We start from the raw sequence: 19,027 nt of genomic DNA on the forward strand, positions 1-19,027 counted from the left end.
GAACAAATGAGAAAAGAAGAATCTTTAAAAGTAAAATCTGCATTTGTGAAGAATTTTCAAAGCGGCTATCCGCTTATTTCTGAGGATTCAATTATCAAAATGCCGGTTGGTATTGAAGAAGGAACGATTATTAACTTGTTTGATGAGAAAAATCGGTATTTAGCAACAGGTTATTATGGCAAGCAAAATAAGGGCAGGGGCTGGATTTTAACGAGAAATCAGCAGGAATTGATTAATCAGGACTTTTTTGAAAAAAGGCTTAAAAAAGCTTTGGATAATAGAAAAGCTTTTTTTGATGACCAGGAAACAACGGCCTTTCGTGTTTTCAACGGGGAAGGTGACGGAATCGGCGGACTGACGATCGACTACTTTGCTGGATATTATTTAGCTACTTGGTATAGTGAGGGGATCTATCAGTTTAAAAATGATATTTTACAAGCTTTATTCCAGGTAGCAGATGTGAAAGGGGTTTACGAAAAGAAACGGTTTGACTTAAAGGGAACTTACATAGAGGATGATGATTTTGTTGCAGGGGAGCGTGCCGTCTTTCCACTTATAGTAAAAGAAAATGGCATCAACTTCGCGATATATCTGAATGACGGGGCCATGGTGGGTGTTTTCTTGGACCAAAGGAATGTCCGCAAGGCAATACGGGAAAAGTACGCAAAAGGAAAAAACGTATTAAATACATTTTCCTATACAGGAGCATTTTCTGTAGCAGCTGCTTTAGGCGGGGCTTTGAAAACTACAAGTGTGGACCTTGCTAACCGAAGTAAGGGTAAGACAATTGAACAGTTCAGTGTGAACGAAATAAAATATGAAGCTCACGATATTATTGTAGAAGATGTATTTCATTATTTTAAATATGCTGTAAGAAAGCAATTAAAATTCGAGATGGTCATTCTTGATCCACCAAGCTTCGCACGTTCTAAAAAACATATCTTTAGTGCAGGGAAGGATTATCCGGCTTTACTCGAGCAAGCGATTCAAATCACTGAAAATAATGGAATGATCGTTGCCTCAACGAATTGCAGTACGTTTGATATGAAAAAATTCAAGGGATTTATTGAAAAGGCATTTAAGCAAACAGAAAGTAAATATACAATTCTTGAGGAATTTAGCCTCCCAGAGGATTTTAAAACTCTGAAGGAATTTAAAGAAGGCAACTATCTTAAAGTAGCGATTATTAAAAAGTTGACCTAAAAAAAGAGGCTGTCCTCTAGGGTGCTTACACCTTAAGGACAGCCTTATTTTATTTATTATGCTGATTTTTGAATAGCAGTGATGTATTCTTTTCCTTTTTTGTTGTCAAAACGGCCTTCCCACTTAGACATAACAACTGCCGCTAGTGAGTTGCCAATTACGTTAACAACAGTACGGGCCATATCTAGAATACGGTCGATTCCCGCAATAAAGGCAAGACCTTCAAGTGGAATTCCGACAGAGCCTAATGTTGCTAATAGAACGACAAAGGATACTCCAGGGACACCGGCAATTCCTTTTGATGTAACCATCAGTACTAACATTAGTGTAATTTGTTGCGTAATGCTCAAATCGATTCCATACATTTGGGCAATAAAGATGGCCGCAAGTGCTTGATAAAGGGTAGAGCCGTCTAAGTTAAATGAATAACCGGTTGGAATAACAAAGGAAACAACATCTTTCGGACAGCCGTATTTCTCCATTTTTTCCATTACTTTAGGCAATACCGTTTCTGAACTTGATGTTGAATAGGCTAAGATGAGTTCGTCTTTTAAGATTTTCATGAGATTAAAGACACTTATTCCACAAATCTTCGCAATTCCACCTAAAACAACAACTACGAATAAAGCCATAGTTACATACACTAAGATGAGTAATTTTCCAAGGGGTATTAATGAATTAACCCCAAATTTTGAAACGGTAACTCCAATTAGGGCAAAAACACCAAATGGAGCGAACTTCATAATTTGATTTGTTACCCAGAACATCGCGTCTGCAGTACCTTGGAAGAAAGCAAGAACTGGTTTTCCTCTTTCACCGATAGCAGCAATCCCTAACCCAAACATAACCGCAAAGAAAATAATAGCAAGCATATCTCCATTTGCCAAAGATTGAATGATGTTAGATGGAACAATATTGACAAAAGTATCGGCAAAGCTGTGACTCTGTACTTCTTCAGTTGTGTTCACATATTGTTGGATATCCCCTTTAGCCAGCTTGGAAATATCAAGCCCTACACCAGGCTTAACAATATTAGCTGCAAGTAATCCAACGATAATGGCAATCGTTGTTACAATTTCAAAATAAAGAATCGTTTTTCCGCCAAGTCTTCCTAATTTCTTCATGTCGCCAGTTCCAGCAACGCCGAGAATTAATGTAGAAATAACAATTGGGACAACAATCATTTTAATTAGTCGAATAAAGATATCCCCGATTGGCTGTAGATAAGTTGCCACGTTAGGGTTTCCGTAAAATATCGCTCCGACAATAATCCCTAGAGTTAATCCGACAAGAATTTGATAAGCTAAGCTAAATTTGAACTTTTTCTTTTTCATCAAATCACCTCTCCTTATATAATGAAAACGCTTACTATGTGATAGGAAAATAATAAATTAATTATATGGAGAAGTTACTGAATCCTACAAAATCCGACAATGCTTTAAAAAGTTTTATTGAAAAATAAAAAAACCCCACTTAAAATCATTTAAGTGATGGGCTTTCAATTTTTATTATGTCACTTGATGAATATCCAGACTATGAGCCTTGATTGAATTTTTCCATTGTATCCATATACAAAACCTGCAGGAACTTTTTTATATTAATTTTTACTTTCATTGTTTCATTAGTGACTGTATCCATTTCTTTCATTCGCATCCTGATTTCATGAAAATCAAAATAGCGAGGGGCATAATATTCAAATGTAGGATTCGTGTAATCGAAAGTTCCTAATGAAGCTAAATTATTAAGTGCTGCCATAATGGCTCTGCGGATTCGCTGTTCTATGGATTTAATTTCTTTTTTTATTTGGGGAGAGTCCGTATCATTCGAAATGGTGACTGCCTCGTATAATTCTTTCAAAGGAGGCAGTAGGGTGCTTCCATTCTTTTGATTTATTAAATATTCCATCATCAACACCATATCTTCGCTTCCTGCTTCACCGATAATCCCTAAATCATTCAATATCGATAAGGCTATTTCTTTTACGCTTTGTTGTTTTTTCGCATGATTAGTTGATCCAATATGAGCCAGTGATTCTCGGATCGTTAATAGGGATTGTTTGAGGTGAAATTGTTCAGCTGTTCTCTTTAGGATGCTTTGGACTTCAACCCGATTGATTGGTTTGTGGATGAAGAATTCAACCCCTTTTTCATATGCTTCTCCGACCATTTCTTTATTTACTATTTGGGAAATCATAATAAACTGACCTTGAAACCCTTGCTTTCTTAATTGTTCGATGGTTTCAATCCCATCCAGCTCAGGCATCAAAAAGTCAATTAAGACAAAATCAGGACGAGTTGAAAGGATGAGCTGAAGCGATTCATGTCCGCTTTCAGCCTCACCAATGACATGGCCAAGTTCTCCATCGGCAATGATTTTTTTAAGCATACTACGGCTTGCCATGTCATCATCTATAATAAAATATCTCAGTTTGATTCAACTCGCTTTCTTATGTTTCTAGTTGGAATATGTATATTGAAAATAGTTCCATTTGCAGAGGATTTTATATTAATTTGGCCATCCAGCGAATGTACAATGTCTTGTACATGGGAAAGACCAATGCCCGTTGCTGCCACTCCGTGATCATTATACTTAGTCGTATATCCTGGTTCAAAAATAATTGGCAGATCTTCTTTTGCAATTCCTTTGCCTGTATCTTTTACAATAATTACAGTATTGGCTGACTTATTCATAGCCTGAATATCAATTGCCCCTATACCCTCGATGGCTTCGACAGCATTTGCAGTGAGATTATTTAATATCGCCAGGAGAGGAATTTGCTGTGCTGTCTCAAAATCAGTTGATGTCTTTAAATGAAAGATGATTTTTTTCCCTAACAGCTCACTATATTTTTCATTAGATGCTGCGACGATTCCGAGAACATCAGAAAGATAGACGGAATCTGACTTCTTTTGCGATGAAATTTTTGCTAGTCCAGAAAGAATCCGCTGCGAATCTTTTTTCACTTCATGTATTTCTTGGGCGATGAGCAATGCTTGCCTGCCTAACTCGGAAAGATTATGCTTTTTTAATTTTCGATATAAATCATGGCTTGATCCTGTAATCTGTTCAATATGATCGATTGACTTTTGTAAATAAAGAGTTTCGGCATATAATTCTGATCCAACCTCCAGCATTTCTTCCATGCGTTTTTTTTGCTCGGAAATCGTAATGGAGCTATAGATTCCTACTACAAAATAGCTTCGGAGTAAGGCTACGCCGCTAAGCATTAACCATTCTTGCAGATTAATGTTCGAATGATAGGTAAGCAAATAACGCATAAGATGCTCAGCACTGTTTCCAATAAATTCGAAACACGCAGCGAAAGCTCCAAGGAGAAGAGGGGAGGCTTTGTATGTATTTATGTTAATAACGCTAAATCCTAAAGCAAACAAGAAATAATAGAGAAAAGCCGGGAAATGATTTTCAATGCTAAGCAAAAATGAAATATCACTGAACACCAAATCCTCACAAATACGCAAACATACAACAGTCAATCCTGTGATGAACCCTGTACGAATTAAAGATACAGGAGGAAAAATGAGAATCAGCAAAAAAAAAGTAATACTGCCTAATCCGAATCGAAAATCCTCTCCATAGAAAGGGATCACTTTGACCTCACTTAAGAAAGCAGTTAAGATGGCGGTGAGAAATAATGGAACCCATTTAATTCTGATAATATTTCTACTAAATATATATGTGGAAAGCATTGTATTCTCCTAATAGGGATTTGTGCCCCAACTGATTAAAGTTTCATTTTATTATAATCTAATCATAAATTAAAAGGAATTCACAAAGAAAAAAGGTGGGTGCATTAGAAATTTCCTAATGCATCCACCTTTTTTCTCTTAAACAACACCCTGTACAATCATAGCATTTGCTACACGAATAAAGCCTGCAATGTTTGAACCGATTACTAAATTGCCTGGATACCCATATTCTTCAGCAGCGTTAACAGTATTGCGGTAAATATTTTTCATGATTTGATGAAGCTTCTCATCTACTTCTTCAAACGTCCATGCAATTCTTGCACTATTCTGAGACATTTCCAGTGCAGAAACTGATACTCCACCTGCATTTGCTGCTTTTCCAGGTGCAAAGAGGATATCATTCTTTAGAAATACATCGATCGCTTCTAGGTTGGACGGCATATTAGCGCCTTCTCCAACAGCCTTGACCCCATTCGCTACAAGGATTTTTGCAGAGCATTCATTTATTTCATTTTGAGTCGCACATGGAAGAGCGATATCACATGGGATTGACCAGATGCCGGAACAGCCTTCAACATATTGTGCGTGAGGGTGTTCATAAACATATTCATAGATTCGCTTGCCCTCAACTTCTTTCAAGTGTTTAACGGTTTCAAGATTTAACCCATTTTCATCATAAATATACCCATTGGAATCACTGCAAGCCACTACTTTCGCGCCTAATTGCATGGCTTTTTCGATGGCATAAATGGAAACATTCCCTGATCCAGAGACAATCACGGTGCTTTCGTTAAAGCTATGGCCTTTATCTCTTAACATTTCTTCAACGAAATATACAAGGCCATATCCGGTTGCTTCTTTTCGTGCCAAACTTCCTCCATATTCAAGCCCTTTGCCAGTTAACACGCCAGCTTCATAAGCGCCTCGAAGTCGCTTATATTGCCCGAACATATAGCCGATTTCCCTTGCGCCAACTCCAATATCACCTGCTGGGACATCAGTATCAGGACCAATATGCTTATATAGTTCAGTCATAAAGCTTTGAGTAAAACGCATGATTTCACCATCTGATTTTTCCTTCGGATCAAAATCTGCCCCGCCTTTTGCCCCTCCAATTGGGAGACCAGTTAAGGAATTTTTGAAGATTTGTTCAAAACCGAGGAATTTAATGATGCTGGAATTTACGGTAGGATGAAAACGAATGCCGCCTTTATAGGGGCCGAGGGTACTGCTGTACTGGACGCGAAATCCGCGATTTACCTGTACCTTTCCTTTATCATCAGTCCATGGAACACGGAAGGTAATGACCCTTTCAGGTTCAACAATTCTTTCTAGGATATTTTGATCCATATATTTAGGGTGTTTAGAAAATACAGGTAAAAGTGAATCAAAAATTTCTTCAACAGCCTGATGAAATTCTGATTCAAACGGATTCCTTGTTTTTACCTTTTCAAAAACTTCATTTACATAATTAACGGCTACTTTAGATTCGTTATTTTTCACTTCCTCTATTGTTTGCATAATGATCAATTCCCCTCTGTATAAATTAAGTTTCAATTAGTTGGCGATAGTTGGATACATTTAGAACTTTTAGCCAAATAAATGGATTTTCTGTTAAAGAAATTTTATAATGAAAAAATAATCTAAACAATATGAATTTTAGATAAGAACAATGCCGATGTGAGATGAATCGGGGGAGATGGGCATATATGGAGTTAAGACAAATACAGTATTTTATGGAGGTTGCAAAAAGGGAGCATGTAACGGAGGCGGCAGATGCGCTCCATGTCGCTCAATCAGCAGTCAGCAGGCAGATTTTTAATTTAGAAGCAGAGCTTGGAGTTGATTTATTTATTCGCGAGGGCAGAAATGTTCGATTAACGCCAATAGGAAAGATATTTCTCGAGCACATGGAGGAAGCAATGAAGGTAATTGAAAGTGCCAAAAGGGAGGTAGACGAGTATTTAGACCCTGAAAAGGGAACGATTCGCGTTGGTTTCCCGAGCAGCTTAGCCGCTTACACTCTCCCCACAGCCATTTCTGCCTTTAGCCGAAAGCATCCAGATGTAAAATATCAGCTTCGCCAAGGCTCTTATCAAAGTTTAATAGATGGAGTTAAAAAGGGAGATATTGATATGGCGCTTCTTGGTCCGGTTCCGAAAGATGATAAGAAAGTGCTGGGGAATATTTTATTCACAGAAAAAATAGTCGCTTTATTGCCAGTAAGGCATGCTCTAGCAGATCGGAAGTCAATCAAATTAAGCCAATTACGGGATGATTCCTTCGTCTTGTTTCCGAACGGCTATATTTTGCGTGAAATTACTGTTAATGCCTGTCAGCAGCAAGGGTTTCAACCAAATGTGACATTTGAGGGTGAGGATATAGACGCGATAAAAGGCTTAGTTTCAGCCGGTCTCGGTGTAACTTTAATTCCCGAAATCACATTGATAGACAGTTTGCCCCGTCAAACAGTAAAAACCCAAATCGAACCTCAAGTCACAAGGACGGTTGGTGTGATCATTCCGACCGATCGTGAAATGCTTCCAACTGCAAAGCTTTTCCATGAGTTTCTGAATGAATTTTTCAACATGCTGGGCAGTTTTCAAAAATAAACGAATAAGGGGTAAAGGTAAATGTATCAAAAACCACAAGCAAATGAATATCCGGCCTATTTTTCGGCTTATGTTCATTTAGTGCCAGATGGGGAATTGCTTGAGCTATTGAATGAGCAGCTGAAAGCAACGGTGAATGCAGTTAATGATGTGACAGAAAGACAGAGCCAATTTCGATATGCTCCTAATAAATGGACGGTAAAAGAAGTGATTGGACATATGGCAGACACAGAACGTATTATGGGTTATCGGATTCTTTGCATTGCAAGGGGTGAAACAGCTCCGCTTCCGGGATTTGACGATAATCTTTATGTTCAAAACGGCTCGTTTAATCAATTGTCCATGCAAGAACTTTTAGAAAATTTTTCAACTGTACGCCAATCCACAATCGTTTTGCTGAAAAGCTTAGATTCAGCTGCATGGCTGAGGAAAGGAAATGCTAACGGCTTTGAGATTACAGTCCGTGCGATTGCAAGTATTATAGCGGGACATGAGCTTCATCATCGCCAAATCCTACTGGAGCGCTATTTCAATTCATCCGACTATCCAGCTAGATAGAACCTTTTAAATAAAAAATCACGATGAAGTCCTGTAAAAAGAGCTTCACCGTGATTTTTTTTATTCTAATCCTTCAATCATAATATTTTTCACAGGCATAAATGCTTCACCGGTATCCAAATAGGTAACCTTTACTTGATCGCCTTCCTGCAAATAAATCGCCATGGGGCTGTTTTCTGAAGAAATGACATAGTTTTTTCTGTTATCTAGGAGGAATGACACTACAGTGAAATCTCCAACCTTCTCTTTATAAACTCGAACGACGGTGCCGCTAACTTGTTTTTCCTCAGCCTTAGAGCTTCCGTCCACTGTGCCCCCGCCTCTTTGGAGAGCTGTTTTGTATAGCTTCAAGGCTTCGTTCGGCGTATTTCCATATACGGATATTTCCGGATTAGCTGCTGATACAATAAAGTAATTTTGTAAAAATCCGTTAGAATCGAGAACAGGCGTTAGCCAGCTTGCTTCTCCATAGAAGTTATACAGGACAGGCATTTCACCTTCCCATTTCTTTTCTATAAATTTCTTCTCGATAATTTGTAAGGCACCTTGGGAGTCCATGTAGGATTCTTCAAGATTACCAGTATAATAAGTCGCTTCACCGGTTCTTGAGTTGGTCAGGGAATACCCAAGCATCGAATCCACGCCTTCTTTCGGGCTCGTAAAATCAGTAAAATAATACATGTCGCCATTTTCATCAAAAATAGGACTGACATTCGCCTCTGTCCCCTCGTCAGAAGGGAGCTTTACGTCCTTTTTGCCAAATGCGCTGTTCCAAAATCCGTGTACATACTTTCCGAAATAGCTGTTTTGTAAACTGACTGCTTCTGGAGAAACTGCACCATCAATAAATGCAGGCACATTCGCTAAACGATATTCCTTCGTTTCTCCATTTTTGGGATCCACAATGATGATTCCTTTTACATCGAAACCATTCCGGGCCGAAACAAATTTGCCAAATGTACGGATATAATGCGGCTTGCCATCGTCATCGATCTCTAATTGAACATCGCCATAAAAAATATGTTTAGGGTATTGCATTCGAATATGGCGTTCTAGATTTTTATTAAAATATGAAGAAGGGGTGTAAATCATTTCAGCCTGAATAAATTTAGGATTTGCGGAAGAGTCAGTGGCACTAATGGTAAAATAACCTGGAGTTTGTTTACCATTGATCCATTTGAACAATCCCGAAAATTCAACCGGAGCAATATACACATAATTCCCATTCACCTTTTGAATTTGCAAGTTTCCAAGCTCATAATAGCTCGTATTAGGCACTTGTCCGAATGCCTTTTTCATTTTATTGCGTGCAAATTGAGGCGGAACACTTGCAGGAGTCTCTTTTTCATCGAACGTCTCAATCTCCATTTTCTCTTTCATTTTGGCAATTTCGTATTTATCATCGGCATTGAAGAGAAAGGCAGTTAAGAAAAATCCTCCAACGATCAGACTAACTAGGAATAGTAGCCCTTTGACCATTCTTTCATTGCCAGAAGCAAACAATGCTCCACCAAGGGTAATGATCATAGCAAAAAACCATAAAGACGTCAGGTTGCGATCAAGATTGGTAAAATAATAGAAGGAAAAGACAATTAAAATGATAAGAATAATGGCTGCAATAAGTGATGCAGATTTGGACTTTTTACCCTCTTTTGATTTGTTTTTTGAGAAAGGGATGAGCACCAGCGCAGACGCTAATCCCGCAATAAGTGTAAATAGAATAATATTGCTCATATAATCACTTCTTTCAAAGGAGTTATTAAGTGTATTTACGAATGGTAAGATGGAAAAGTTTCAATTTGGATTGCTAAAACACATTCGCGGTCACCAATAGTGTTCCATGGAATGCGATTTCCAAGGTCTGGGCCAAAAAGGGCAACCATGACCACTTCATGGAGCGCGTTTTTCAAGGACGTCGTCCAAAAGGGTAACTATGAACACCCCATGGCACGCGTTTTCCAAGGACGTCGTCCAAAAGGGCAACCATGACCACTTCATGGAGCGCGTTTTTCAAGGACGTCGTCCAAAAGGGTAACCATGAACACCCCATGGCACGCGTTTTCCAAGGACGTCGTCAAAAAAAGTAACCATGAACGCCTTATGGCACGCGTTTTTCAAGATCACCGTCAAAAAGGATAACTATGAACGCTTCATAGTAGTCGCTTTTCAAGGCACCCATTAAAAACGGTCACCATGACCGCTCCACGGAACTCATTTTCAAGGATCTCAATTAAAAATAAATGCCATAAAGTTCATGTTTAGTGTTTCCCGAAGTTAACGAAATAAAAGAACACTGTCACGTTTTTCTTATTAGAACGACTGATAAATAAACAGGGGGAAAAGGCGGGTGAGGAAGAAATTGAATAAGAATCGGGATGAGCTCGTAATAGAGTGGTATGAACAATATTATGAAGATGTTTACCGATTTATCCTGTTTATGATCCAGGATAAACAAAGCTGTGAGGATCTTGTTCATGATACATTCGTTCGAGCGTATACGGCTTTTGAACGTTTTGACAACCGTTCGAGCATTAGAACATGGCTGTTTAGTATTGCCAAGCATATTGTCATCGATGAAATTCGCAAACGGCAACGATGGAGGCTTTTTAATTCCAATTCTCAAGATAGAGAAGTGCCATCTACCTTTAATGTTGAGCAATATGTAGAAAACAAAGAAATGGTTCTATCCCTGATGAAGGCAATATATCGTTTAAAGTCAAATTATCGACTTGTTATTATTTTAAGAAAGATAGAAGGTTTTTCAACAATTGAAACGGCAGAAATACTTAATTGGTCTGAGGCTAAGGTTCGAAAAACACTATCAAGGGCATTGCAGTCATTAAAAGAAATGAGTGAAAAAGAAGGTGGTGAACGTGTTGAACAATCAATTTGACGACCAATGGAAGCAATTAAAACATCTCAAACCAACCCAAAAGGAGAAGGATGCTTTAAGAGCAAGGCTGTGGCATTCCCTAAAGAATCAATCTATAAATCGTTCTCCAAAAAGAAGTTTCCAATGGAAAGCACTATTATCATCATGCCTTTTCGTTCTAATTTGCAGCGGATTTATTTGGAAAGTAATTTCAGATGGTACAGGGCCTCATACAGCTAAACCAAGAAATGCTGAGGAACATGTTTCGATGGACAATAAATTTAGCTGGAAGGCTAAGGATGTTCATATTGAAAAGTCATCAAAAGGCTGGGAAATTTATTCACAGGATTCATCAAATATAGTCGGAATCATTGAGGTTGTAACAGAAGGGGAAATGAAGGGGATAACTACAGGATTAGCTATGTTCGTTGAAGAAGAGCTAGAAAATTTCCCATACCCAACCACTATGAATATAGAGCATGTGAAGATGATGGATACAGCGATTAGATATCACTTCTTTATTCCAATTGAAAATGAGAAATTTGCTCATTTTAGTTTTGATTATCCTAAGCTTGAACACGCTGAGATTTTCCAAGCGATGGCCACTTTGAAAATTGAAGGAATATCCCCCAAACAGTCTAAAGAGCCAATATATGTGAAACATGGCTATGGAGCAATGATATTTCCGGTCGGGCTAGAACCCATTTCCCTTTCACCAGGCGAAGAAAAATATCATTGGGAAGAAGCTTCCTTTACCTCGTATTATCAATATTTAGATAAAATTTCTGAAGGGTATTGGAAAAGGGAATCGACAAAGGGGGCAACAACGACATTTGTTTCAGGCAATGGAATGGAGAATGTATCAATCACTTTAAAAGATAAAAACTTAATATATGAATTTACTTATCTTCATGACGATGAACAATGAAATAAGTACTTAGAGACCAATTCTTTTTTGAAAATTGGTCTCTTATTTTTGGAAATAGCTCTTAAGGATTGATAGTCCAATCAGCATTTTTTGCCGGGTCGCACTCTGAAACATATTGATCCTCTGCAGGAAAATAGCGTTTTTCATATTTTGTTAAGATAGCGGCCTCATCTCCGATATAGAGATCCCTTCTAAGAACCCTTTTTAATCTTTCCTCCTTAGGAACATCGATAAATATTACATAATCCAGAAAAGGCCTTATTTCTTCTCGCTGTAAAAAAACCCCTTCAATGATCAAAAGGGTGTCCAAATCCAATTTGATATGTTGGTGCAAATATTCATCCTTTTCTTTGTCATATAGCTCAATTTGTTTATTTATCGGATGCCCCATTTGAATGGGGGACAAAATCTCGCCAATAAGGTAATCATATCTCCACTGTAAATGGTAATAGCATACCCAGTCACTAAATGAATCATTGTAGCGAACGGATTGGGGGTGAATAAAATCATCTATGTGCAATACCGAATTTTTCATACCATTGTTCTGCAGGTCTCTAACTAGCGAACTTGTAAAGGTTGTTTTCCCTGATCCGCCTAAACCATCAATTCCTACTACTAATATACGATTCCTTTCTTTTGACTTGAGGATTTTTTCTATGTACATTTTCCACTCCTAAACTAGCCGTTATCACCACTATATGTAAAATATAACATTTAACATGTAAGATAAGGAATCAGATCACTGTGTGCTTTTACCTTTTCTGTCCTTATCCACCTTAAAAAGTCCATCCAGCATAAAGAAATCAGGCACTACCTTGGGGGGTGCCTGATATTTTTATCCAGTATTATTCCTTTTTATCCGGAATTCCACAGCTCTCGTCCGTGCAGCTTGCATCTTCTGAGCCTTCTGCAGAAAGGTCTTGAAATGCAGGAGCGGCAGATTCTTCTTCCCAAACCTTTTGAAGGGCACCTGCAAATGTTTCAGGGGCTTGTGCGCCTGAAATCGCATATTTATTATTAATGATAAAATAAGGAACTCCTTTAATGCCATACTGCTGGGCAATTGCCTCATCAATCCGTACATCATTTGCAAAAGCATTTTTATCCTGAACAATTTTCAAAGCTTGATCACGATCGAGTCCGGCTGATTCCGCAATTTCAGCCAGTACTTCTTCATCACCTATGTCTTTTGATTCTGTGAAATAAGCGTGAAGCAACTTCTCAGTAAGTACGGCCTCTTTACCGTTTTCCTTAGCAAACTTTGCCAAACGATGGGCATCAAACGTATTGCCAGGCTTCATTTCATCAAAACGAAAATCTAAGCCTACGCTCGCTGCTTGTTGTCCGACTCCTTCACTTGATTGTTTAGCTTGTTCAATACTCATTCCATATTTCCCAGCAAGGATTTCGTGAATGCTTTTGCCGTCATATTTAGGAGAGTTTGGGTCTAACTCAAAGCTTTTGAATTCTACCTCAACTTGGTCTTTATGGGGAAATTGGTCAAGTGCCTGTTCTAATCTGCGTTTCCCAACATAGCAAAACGGACAAACAAAATCCGACCATACTTGAATTTTCATAAATGAACACCTCAATTATATTTTCCCTCATATTAGCATACTCATAAAAGAAACCAATCATAAGATGCTCATGAATCAAAATACACTATGTTTATCTTGAAATTATTGTGGAAAAACTTAAATAATGGGAAACCTGAATAAATGATTTAATATACTGATAATATAAGCAGTTTTGGGAAAAGGGACAAAGATATTCTTACTTCACTCCAAACATAATGTGGTGATAATAGGTGATATATGATCAAGATGTAAACTTCACGTTTCAAAATTTACAAGAACGAAATTTAACGTTTGATATGGTTTTCACAAGAATTCTTAAATTCATCAAAAGGAGCCCATGTGGTCATTATCGATTAATGGTCGGGACGGATTCCCAGGTTCATTGTGATCGGACCATTTTTATTACGGGAATTGTGATCCAAAACGAAGGAAAAGGGGCTTGGGCCTGTATTAGGAAACATATTATCCCTAGGAAAATGCTTCATTTACATGAGAGAATCTCATACGAAACCTCACTAACCGAACAGATTGTAGCCCTTTTTACACATGAGAAAAAAAACGAAATCATTGATCTAATCCTTCCTTATCTCTACCATGGAGCAACATTTACGATGGAGGGCCATCTTGACATTGGGATTGGACAAAGAAATAAAACACGGGAATTTGTAAAAGAGATGGTTTCCAGAATGGAGTCAATGGGAGTAGAACCAAAAATAAAGCCTGACGCTTTTGTAGCTTCTAGTTATGCCAATCGTTATACAAAATAATCCTAACTTAATTTGTAAAACTCCAGAAATGGGGTTTTATTTTTTTATATACAATATATAACAAAATTGCTATATTTTAAGTATAAAGTATTGCTTTTTCGCTAGATTTTTATAGAGATAATGAGACATGCCAAATTTAAATGAAGAGTCTTAATTTTTTTGCTTAATCATCTTATTTCGTTTTAAAAAATTAATATTCTGGAGGATTAATGGATGAAGAAATTTTTATATCTTCTATTAGTGGTGACAAGTATTTCCTTATTATTACTTGGATGCAGCAAGGGGAATAAAAAAGAAGACGAAAGTGAAAAAGGGGGAAGTTCATTGGAAAGCATTGAGGGAGTATGGGAAGGTGTTATACAAATTCCGAATCAGCCGCTGCCGATACATATTCAATTTTCAAAAGATGGCGGTACCTTAAGTATTCCAGTTCAAGGGCTGAATCAACACCCATTTGCCAAGGCGAAATTATCAGATTCTAACTTGTCATTGGCTACGGAGCTTCAAGGCCAGCATATTACATTTGATGGCAAAGTGGATAATGAGAAAATTTCAGGTACATTTAAGCAACAGGGCCAGTCCTTTCCTTTTGAACTAAAGAAGGGAACGGCAGAAGCATCTAAAGAGGTTGGCGACCCTGTACAGATGGAAGTAGAGGGTGGAACGATGAAGGGATTATTGACCACTCCTCAAGGCGAGGGACCATTTCCTATTATGATTATTATTGCCGGCTCAGGTCCGACGGATAGGGATGGAAACACAACAATATTACCAGGAAAGAATAATGGCTTGAAAATGTTGGCTGAAGACTTGGCGGCTAATGGAGTGGCGAGTATTCGCTATGATAAGAGAGGACTTGGCCAAAACCTGGATATAGGGGTAAAGGAAGTGGATTTGCGTTTTGAACATTTTATTCATGATGTAGAATCTTGGGTCCAGTTCGTTAAAGAGGATAGCCGATTTTCAAGGGTTGGAATCATCGGACATAGTGAAGGCTCTTTAATAGGGATGATAGCAGCTGACAAGACAGATGTGGATACATATATTTCAATTTCCGGTGCAGGCAGACCGATGGATGAGGTTTTACGTGAACAGCTAGCCCAGCTGCCAGCCAGCCAGCTGCAGGAATCAGAGGACATTTTGGATAAATTAAAGCATGGCGAACAGGTTAAATCCGTCAGTTCAGATTTGCAATTCTTATTCCGTCCATCTATTCAGCCATACCTGATCTCATGGCTGAAGTACAATCCTCAGGAACAATTGAAAAAATTAGATGTTCCTGTTTTCATCATAAACGGGACCAACGACCTGCAGGTTCCTGTGAAGGAAGCCGAATTTTTGCATAAGGCCCAACCTAATTCCGAGCTATATATTATTGAAGGGATGAATCATGTCTTAAAGGATGCCCCTCAGGATCCAGAAGGAAATAACGCAACCTATACAAATCCTGATTTGCCGTTATCTGACGGACTAGTGGAGCATATCATTGAGTTCTTAGAAAAAAATAAAGTATTGGAAAAATAAAAAGCAGGGGCATTCTCTTGAGTGAGAGTGCCCCTGTTTTTTAATTGTATGCAACTTCCTCGATTTTGGCAGCTACTGCTTCAGTGAGTTCTGAAGTCGTTTCGGGAAGAGAGGTTGTTAATATCGAGTTTGCGACCTTTGCCAGCATTCCTTCGGCTGTAATATCAAGGCAGCCTGTCATAAGCACTTTAGCGTTTCCCCTTTGCTCGGCTAAAAAATAGCCGTGGCCCGTAAATTTTTCATTTAGCCCAATTAAATTAAATGTCACTTTTGAAGGCTCTTCCCAGCCTGTAATATCAACCTTTAATTCAATTTTCTTCTTCATAATCCCGATATCACTTTTAAAGCACCATGTTGACTCTTTATCACTAAGAATCTGATGTTCAATATACCCCGGTACAAGTGGAGCCCAGTTATGAATATGACTCACAAAATCCCATACGGTCTCAATCGGTGCATTTACTTCAACTTGATGACTATAAACTGGCATGTACTTCCGCCCCTTTAAAAATTATTCATCGATGCCCTACATGGATATGTATTCAAACTGTACAGAAGGTATTCCTTCAGAGGTGCCATGAGGAGTGCCAGGCACCCCAAAAAGACACTATCCACCAATGGTGCATGGCGCCATATAAGGCACCAATTGCAAAATAATTCTAATGGCCTATTAAAGTTAGGATGAAGGACTCAAGGGTTATCGTAAAGGGATACAGAATATTTCCAATGTTATACATATTAGGATGCTGTGGGTAAACGCTGGAGGTGTGTTTGGTTAATTGGCATTCTAACTAACAACAAAGGAGTTGAAAGGATTCATGTTAAAGAAGAATATGAAAGCTTTTCTATTGGCACTAGTATTATTATTAGCATTTTCACCAATGGGTGCAGGTGCTGCTAGTAAAGGCCAAAGCAAATCAGCTGCTCAACTGGCACAATTAGTCGGAGAGTTTAACTTTTCCTCATCAAACAGAACAAGTGTTATTGTCGAATTAACAGAACCATCTTTAGTGGAAGCAAAGCATAAAGGTAAGAGCCAATCTAAGGCAAATCTTGCAAAAACTCGTAATCAAGTAAAATCAGATGTTAGCAATGCAGCAAAAAGCTCTCAAGTCATTCGCGAATATGACTATGTTTTTTCCGGTTTTTCTGTCGAACTGGCTGAAAATGATATTCCCGCTTTATTATCTGTGCCTGGAGTAAAAGCAGTTTACCCTGATGTTGAATATCAGGCAACTAGCTTAGGAGAAGGGGAGATGATTTCCTCTGAGGAGTACAGCCCAAATATGCTTAATAGTGCACCATATATTGGCGCCAATGAGGCTTGGGAATCAGGATATACAGGGAAAGGTGTAACGGTTGCGGTTATTGATACAGGGGTTGATTATACGCATCCGGATTTAGAAAAAGCGTTTGGCAGCTATAAAGGCTGGGATTTAGTCGATAATGATAATGACCCGCAAGAAACACCGAAAGGCGATCCTAGAGGGGCTGAAACAACTCATGGCTCACATGTTGCAGGAACAGTCGCGGCTAATGGCCTTATAAAAGGGGTAGCTCCGGAAGCCACTTTACTTGCTTACCGTGTATTAGGTCCTGGCGGGCGCGGGACAACGGCTGATGTGATCGCAGGAATTGAAAAAGCCGTTCAAGACGGGGCAGATGTTATGAATCTATCACTAGGAAACTCTCTTAATGATCCTGATTATGCAACAAGCATTGCATTAGACTGGGCAATGGCTGAAGGCGTTGTTGCTGTTACATCCAACGGAAACAGCGGTCCGAAAAACTGGACAGTTGGATCACCGGGTACTGCTCGTGATGCAATCTCCGTAGGGGCAACTCAGCTTCCGTATAATGTTTATAATTCTACGATTTCCACATCGGAGGGTGTAGATTATCCTTCGGCAAAAGTAATGGGCTTTCCAAATGACAAAGCTCTTACAGATCTTAATGGTCAAACTTTAGAGTTTGTTCATGCAAGATTTGGTTCTCCTGAAGAATTTGCAGGACAAGACTTTAAAGGAAAAGTAGCGTTAATTAGCCGTGGTAATGGAATTGCATTTGTTGATAAAGCAACTGCTGCGAAAGAAGCTGGTGCAGTGGCAGCGATTATTTATAATAATGTTGATGGAGAAATTGTACAAGTGCCTGGCACTGATGTCCCTACTATTAGAACAACTTTAGAAGACGGTAATAAATTATTAGCCGAATTAGCAAAAGGCAATAATGAAGTGACATTTAGCATTCAATTTGCCAGTAAAGTTGGAGAAACAGTAGCAGACTTTTCATCTCGTGGCCCAGTCATTTCCACATGGATGATTAAGCCGGATGTTTCTGCACCTGGCGTAAATATCGTAAGTACAGTTCCAACCCATGATCCATCTAATCCACATGGCTATGGAGCAAAGCAAGGAACAAGCATGGCATCTCCACATGTTGCGGGTGCTGCTGCTCTAATTCTGCAAGCTAATCCTAATTGGAGTGTTGCTGATGTGAAGGCAGCTCTAATGAATACGGCTGAAAATGTAATTAATCCAGCTACAGGACAAGCTTACCCGCATAATACGCAAGGGGCAGGAAGCATCAAGGTTGTAGAGGCGATTCAAACAAAAACACTTGTTACTCCTGGAAGCCATTCTTTCGGAACGTTCTATAAAGACAAAGGGAAGCAAGTAGAAAGGCAGCATTTTACAATCAAAAATTTATCATCAGAACGAAAGACTTATAGCTTCGATGTGAAAATGAATAATGATGCAATTAAAGTTTCAACGAGCAATAACTTAAAAGTGAATCCTGGTCAATCCCAAAATGTTAATTTAAATGTACAGGTAGATGCAGGAAAGCTTGCACAAGGCTATTATGAAGGCACAATCACGATTAGTGATGGATCAGAAACGCTCGATTTACCTACAATTCTTTTCGTAAAAGAGCCAGATTATCCACGTGTCCAATACCTAGGAGCGGGTCAGCTTGAAAATGGGCAAATTGAAATTGAAAGCTATTTCCCAGGTGGAGCAGAGGAAGTTGAGTTATTTGTCTATCAATCAAACGAAGCAGGCCAGCCATTAGATTTTATAGGCGATATTGCCGTTTATAATAATGTTAAGTCAGGCTATACGACCTTCCAATGGGATGGAAAAATAGATGGCAAAAAGATTCCAGCTGGATACTATAATATTTACGCTTATGCAACATACCGAGGTGAATCCGATTTAGCCGGAACAAATATTTTAATAAAATAAAAAATGAAAAGGTCACCGTCCATATAATTGAACG

General features: G+C 38.6%; 16 protein-coding genes. 8 read left to right on the forward strand and 8 right to left on the reverse strand.

The genetic code is table 11. The annotated features are described in order from the left end of the window. Positions 1–6 precede the first annotated feature (6 nt). Positions 7–1,203 carry a class I SAM-dependent rRNA methyltransferase gene (locus AR328_RS13360; RefSeq protein ID WP_066295945.1) on the forward strand — a complete coding sequence of 399 codons (1,197 nt, stop codon included), beginning with the start codon at positions 7–9 and terminating at the stop codon, positions 1,201–1,203. A 56-nt stretch (positions 1,204–1,259) separates the two neighbouring features. On the opposite strand, the gene AR328_RS13365 is transcribed toward AR328_RS13360, so the two are convergent. The 4 genes from AR328_RS13365 to gdhA form a co-directional block, all read right to left on the reverse strand. After that, on the reverse strand, positions 1,260–2,537 hold the full coding sequence (locus tag AR328_RS13365) for a cation:dicarboxylate symporter family transporter (protein WP_066295693.1): 1,278 nt from the start codon (positions 2,535–2,537) through the stop codon (positions 1,260–1,262). 199 nt (positions 2,538–2,736) lie between these two features. Further along, on the reverse strand, positions 2,737–3,630 hold the full coding sequence (locus AR328_RS13370; protein ID WP_066295695.1) for a response regulator: 894 nt from the start codon (positions 3,628–3,630) through the stop codon (positions 2,737–2,739). Then, positions 3,627–4,910, reverse strand: a complete 1,284-nt coding sequence (locus AR328_RS13375; protein ID WP_066295697.1) for a sensor histidine kinase — start codon at positions 4,908–4,910, stop codon at positions 3,627–3,629. The genes AR328_RS13370 and AR328_RS13375 overlap by 4 nt, the downstream gene beginning before the upstream one ends. A 138-nt stretch (positions 4,911–5,048) precedes the next feature. Next, positions 5,049–6,431 (reverse strand): NADP-specific glutamate dehydrogenase, encoded by a 1,383-nt coding sequence (gene gdhA, locus AR328_RS13380; protein WP_066295705.1) that lies wholly within the window; start codon positions 6,429–6,431, stop codon positions 5,049–5,051. Positions 6,432–6,619: 188 nt separating this feature from the next. Between gdhA and AR328_RS13385 the strand changes: the two genes are divergently transcribed. Beyond that, the gene (locus tag AR328_RS13385) at positions 6,620–7,522 is read left to right on the forward strand and encodes a LysR family transcriptional regulator (protein WP_066295707.1); all 903 of its coding nucleotides are present in this window, start codon (positions 6,620–6,622) and stop codon (positions 7,520–7,522) included. Positions 7,523–7,543: 21 nt separating this feature from the next. Beyond that, positions 7,544–8,080: a DinB family protein gene (locus tag AR328_RS13390; protein ID WP_066295709.1), complete on the forward strand. Its 537-nt coding sequence runs from the start codon at positions 7,544–7,546 to the stop codon at positions 8,078–8,080. Positions 8,081–8,140: 60 nt separating this feature from the next. On the opposite strand, the gene AR328_RS13395 is transcribed toward AR328_RS13390, so the two are convergent. Then, positions 8,141–9,814 carry a hypothetical protein gene (locus AR328_RS13395; protein ID WP_066295713.1) on the reverse strand — a complete coding sequence of 558 codons (1,674 nt, stop codon included), beginning with the start codon at positions 9,812–9,814 and terminating at the stop codon, positions 8,141–8,143. Positions 9,815–10,427: 613 nt separating this feature from the next. Here AR328_RS13395 and AR328_RS13400 point away from each other — a divergent pair. Both AR328_RS13400 and AR328_RS13405 read left to right on the forward strand, forming a co-directional pair. After that, a complete protein-coding gene (locus AR328_RS13400) occupies positions 10,428–10,973 on the forward strand; it encodes an RNA polymerase sigma factor (RefSeq protein WP_231734834.1) in 546 nt (181 codons plus the stop codon). Continuing rightward, positions 10,957–11,880 (forward strand): hypothetical protein, encoded by a 924-nt coding sequence (locus AR328_RS13405; RefSeq protein WP_066295714.1) that lies wholly within the window; start codon positions 10,957–10,959, stop codon positions 11,878–11,880. Before AR328_RS13400 ends, AR328_RS13405 begins: the two co-directional genes overlap by 17 nt. A gap of 61 nt (positions 11,881–11,941) precedes the next feature. Here the strand turns inward: AR328_RS13405 and AR328_RS13410 are convergent, their stop codons facing one another. Both AR328_RS13410 and AR328_RS13415 read right to left on the reverse strand, forming a co-directional pair. Beyond that, positions 11,942–12,544 carry an AAA family ATPase gene (locus AR328_RS13410; RefSeq protein ID WP_066295720.1) on the reverse strand — a complete coding sequence of 201 codons (603 nt, stop codon included), beginning with the start codon at positions 12,542–12,544 and terminating at the stop codon, positions 11,942–11,944. A 181-nt stretch (positions 12,545–12,725) separates the two neighbouring features. After that, positions 12,726–13,457 (reverse strand): DsbA family oxidoreductase, encoded by a 732-nt coding sequence (locus AR328_RS13415; RefSeq protein ID WP_066295723.1) that lies wholly within the window; start codon positions 13,455–13,457, stop codon positions 12,726–12,728. A gap of 296 nt (positions 13,458–13,753) precedes the next feature. On the opposite strand from AR328_RS13415, the gene AR328_RS13420 reads away from it, so the two are divergent. Together AR328_RS13420 and AR328_RS13425 are read left to right on the forward strand one after the other, a co-directional pair. Further along, a complete protein-coding gene (locus AR328_RS13420) occupies positions 13,754–14,224 on the forward strand; it encodes a ribonuclease H-like YkuK family protein (RefSeq protein ID WP_066295955.1) in 471 nt (156 codons plus the stop codon). 213 nt (positions 14,225–14,437) lie between these two features. Beyond that, the gene (locus tag AR328_RS13425) at positions 14,438–15,748 is read left to right on the forward strand and encodes an alpha/beta hydrolase family protein (protein WP_082677232.1); all 1,311 of its coding nucleotides are present in this window, start codon (positions 14,438–14,440) and stop codon (positions 15,746–15,748) included. Positions 15,749–15,788: 40 nt separating this feature from the next. Here AR328_RS13425 and AR328_RS13430 read toward each other — a convergent pair whose 3' ends face one another. Further along, positions 15,789–16,238, reverse strand: a complete 450-nt coding sequence (locus tag AR328_RS13430) for a CoxG family protein (RefSeq protein ID WP_066295725.1) — start codon at positions 16,236–16,238, stop codon at positions 15,789–15,791. Between the two features lie 328 nt (positions 16,239–16,566). Here AR328_RS13430 and AR328_RS13435 point away from each other — a divergent pair, with 328 nt between their 5' ends. Then, complete coding sequence (locus AR328_RS13435; protein ID WP_066295729.1) at positions 16,567–18,993, forward strand: S8 family peptidase; 2,427 nt, start codon at positions 16,567–16,569, stop codon at positions 18,991–18,993. The last annotated feature ends 34 nt before the right edge of the window (positions 18,994–19,027 follow it).

The sequence above is a fragment of the Bacillus sp. FJAT-29937 genome (assembly GCF_001509555.1).
Classification (GTDB): Bacteria; Bacillota; Bacilli; order Bacillales; family Cytobacillaceae; genus Cytobacillus.

Excerpts from the sequence above, each read along its gene's own strand:
- AR328_RS13410 (WP_066295720.1), bottom strand. The coding sequence starts at position 12,544 with ATGTACATAGAAAAAATCCTCAAGTCAAAAGAAAGGAATCGTATATTA.
- AR328_RS13375 (WP_066295697.1), bottom strand. The coding sequence starts at position 4,910 with ATGCTTTCCACATATATATTTAGTAGAAATATTATCAGAATTAAATGG.
- AR328_RS13425 (WP_082677232.1), top strand. The coding sequence starts at position 14,438 with ATGAAGAAATTTTTATATCTTCTATTAGTGGTGACAAGTATTTCCTTA.
- AR328_RS13430 (WP_066295725.1), bottom strand. The coding sequence starts at position 16,238 with ATGCCAGTTTATAGTCATCAAGTTGAAGTAAATGCACCGATTGAGACC.
- AR328_RS13435 (WP_066295729.1), top strand. The coding sequence starts at position 16,567 with ATGTTAAAGAAGAATATGAAAGCTTTTCTATTGGCACTAGTATTATTA.
- gdhA (WP_066295705.1), bottom strand. The coding sequence starts at position 6,431 with ATGCAAACAATAGAGGAAGTGAAAAATAACGAATCTAAAGTAGCCGTT.
- AR328_RS13395 (WP_066295713.1), bottom strand. The coding sequence starts at position 9,814 with ATGAGCAATATTATTCTATTTACACTTATTGCGGGATTAGCGTCTGCG.
- AR328_RS13420 (WP_066295955.1), top strand. The coding sequence starts at position 13,754 with ATGGTTTTCACAAGAATTCTTAAATTCATCAAAAGGAGCCCATGTGGT.
- AR328_RS13360 (WP_066295945.1), top strand. The coding sequence starts at position 7 with ATGAGAAAAGAAGAATCTTTAAAAGTAAAATCTGCATTTGTGAAGAAT.
- AR328_RS13390 (WP_066295709.1), top strand. The coding sequence starts at position 7,544 with ATGTATCAAAAACCACAAGCAAATGAATATCCGGCCTATTTTTCGGCT.
- AR328_RS13415 (WP_066295723.1), bottom strand. The coding sequence starts at position 13,457 with ATGAAAATTCAAGTATGGTCGGATTTTGTTTGTCCGTTTTGCTATGTT.
- AR328_RS13365 (WP_066295693.1), bottom strand. The coding sequence starts at position 2,537 with ATGAAAAAGAAAAAGTTCAAATTTAGCTTAGCTTATCAAATTCTTGTC.
- AR328_RS13385 (WP_066295707.1), top strand. The coding sequence starts at position 6,620 with ATGGAGTTAAGACAAATACAGTATTTTATGGAGGTTGCAAAAAGGGAG.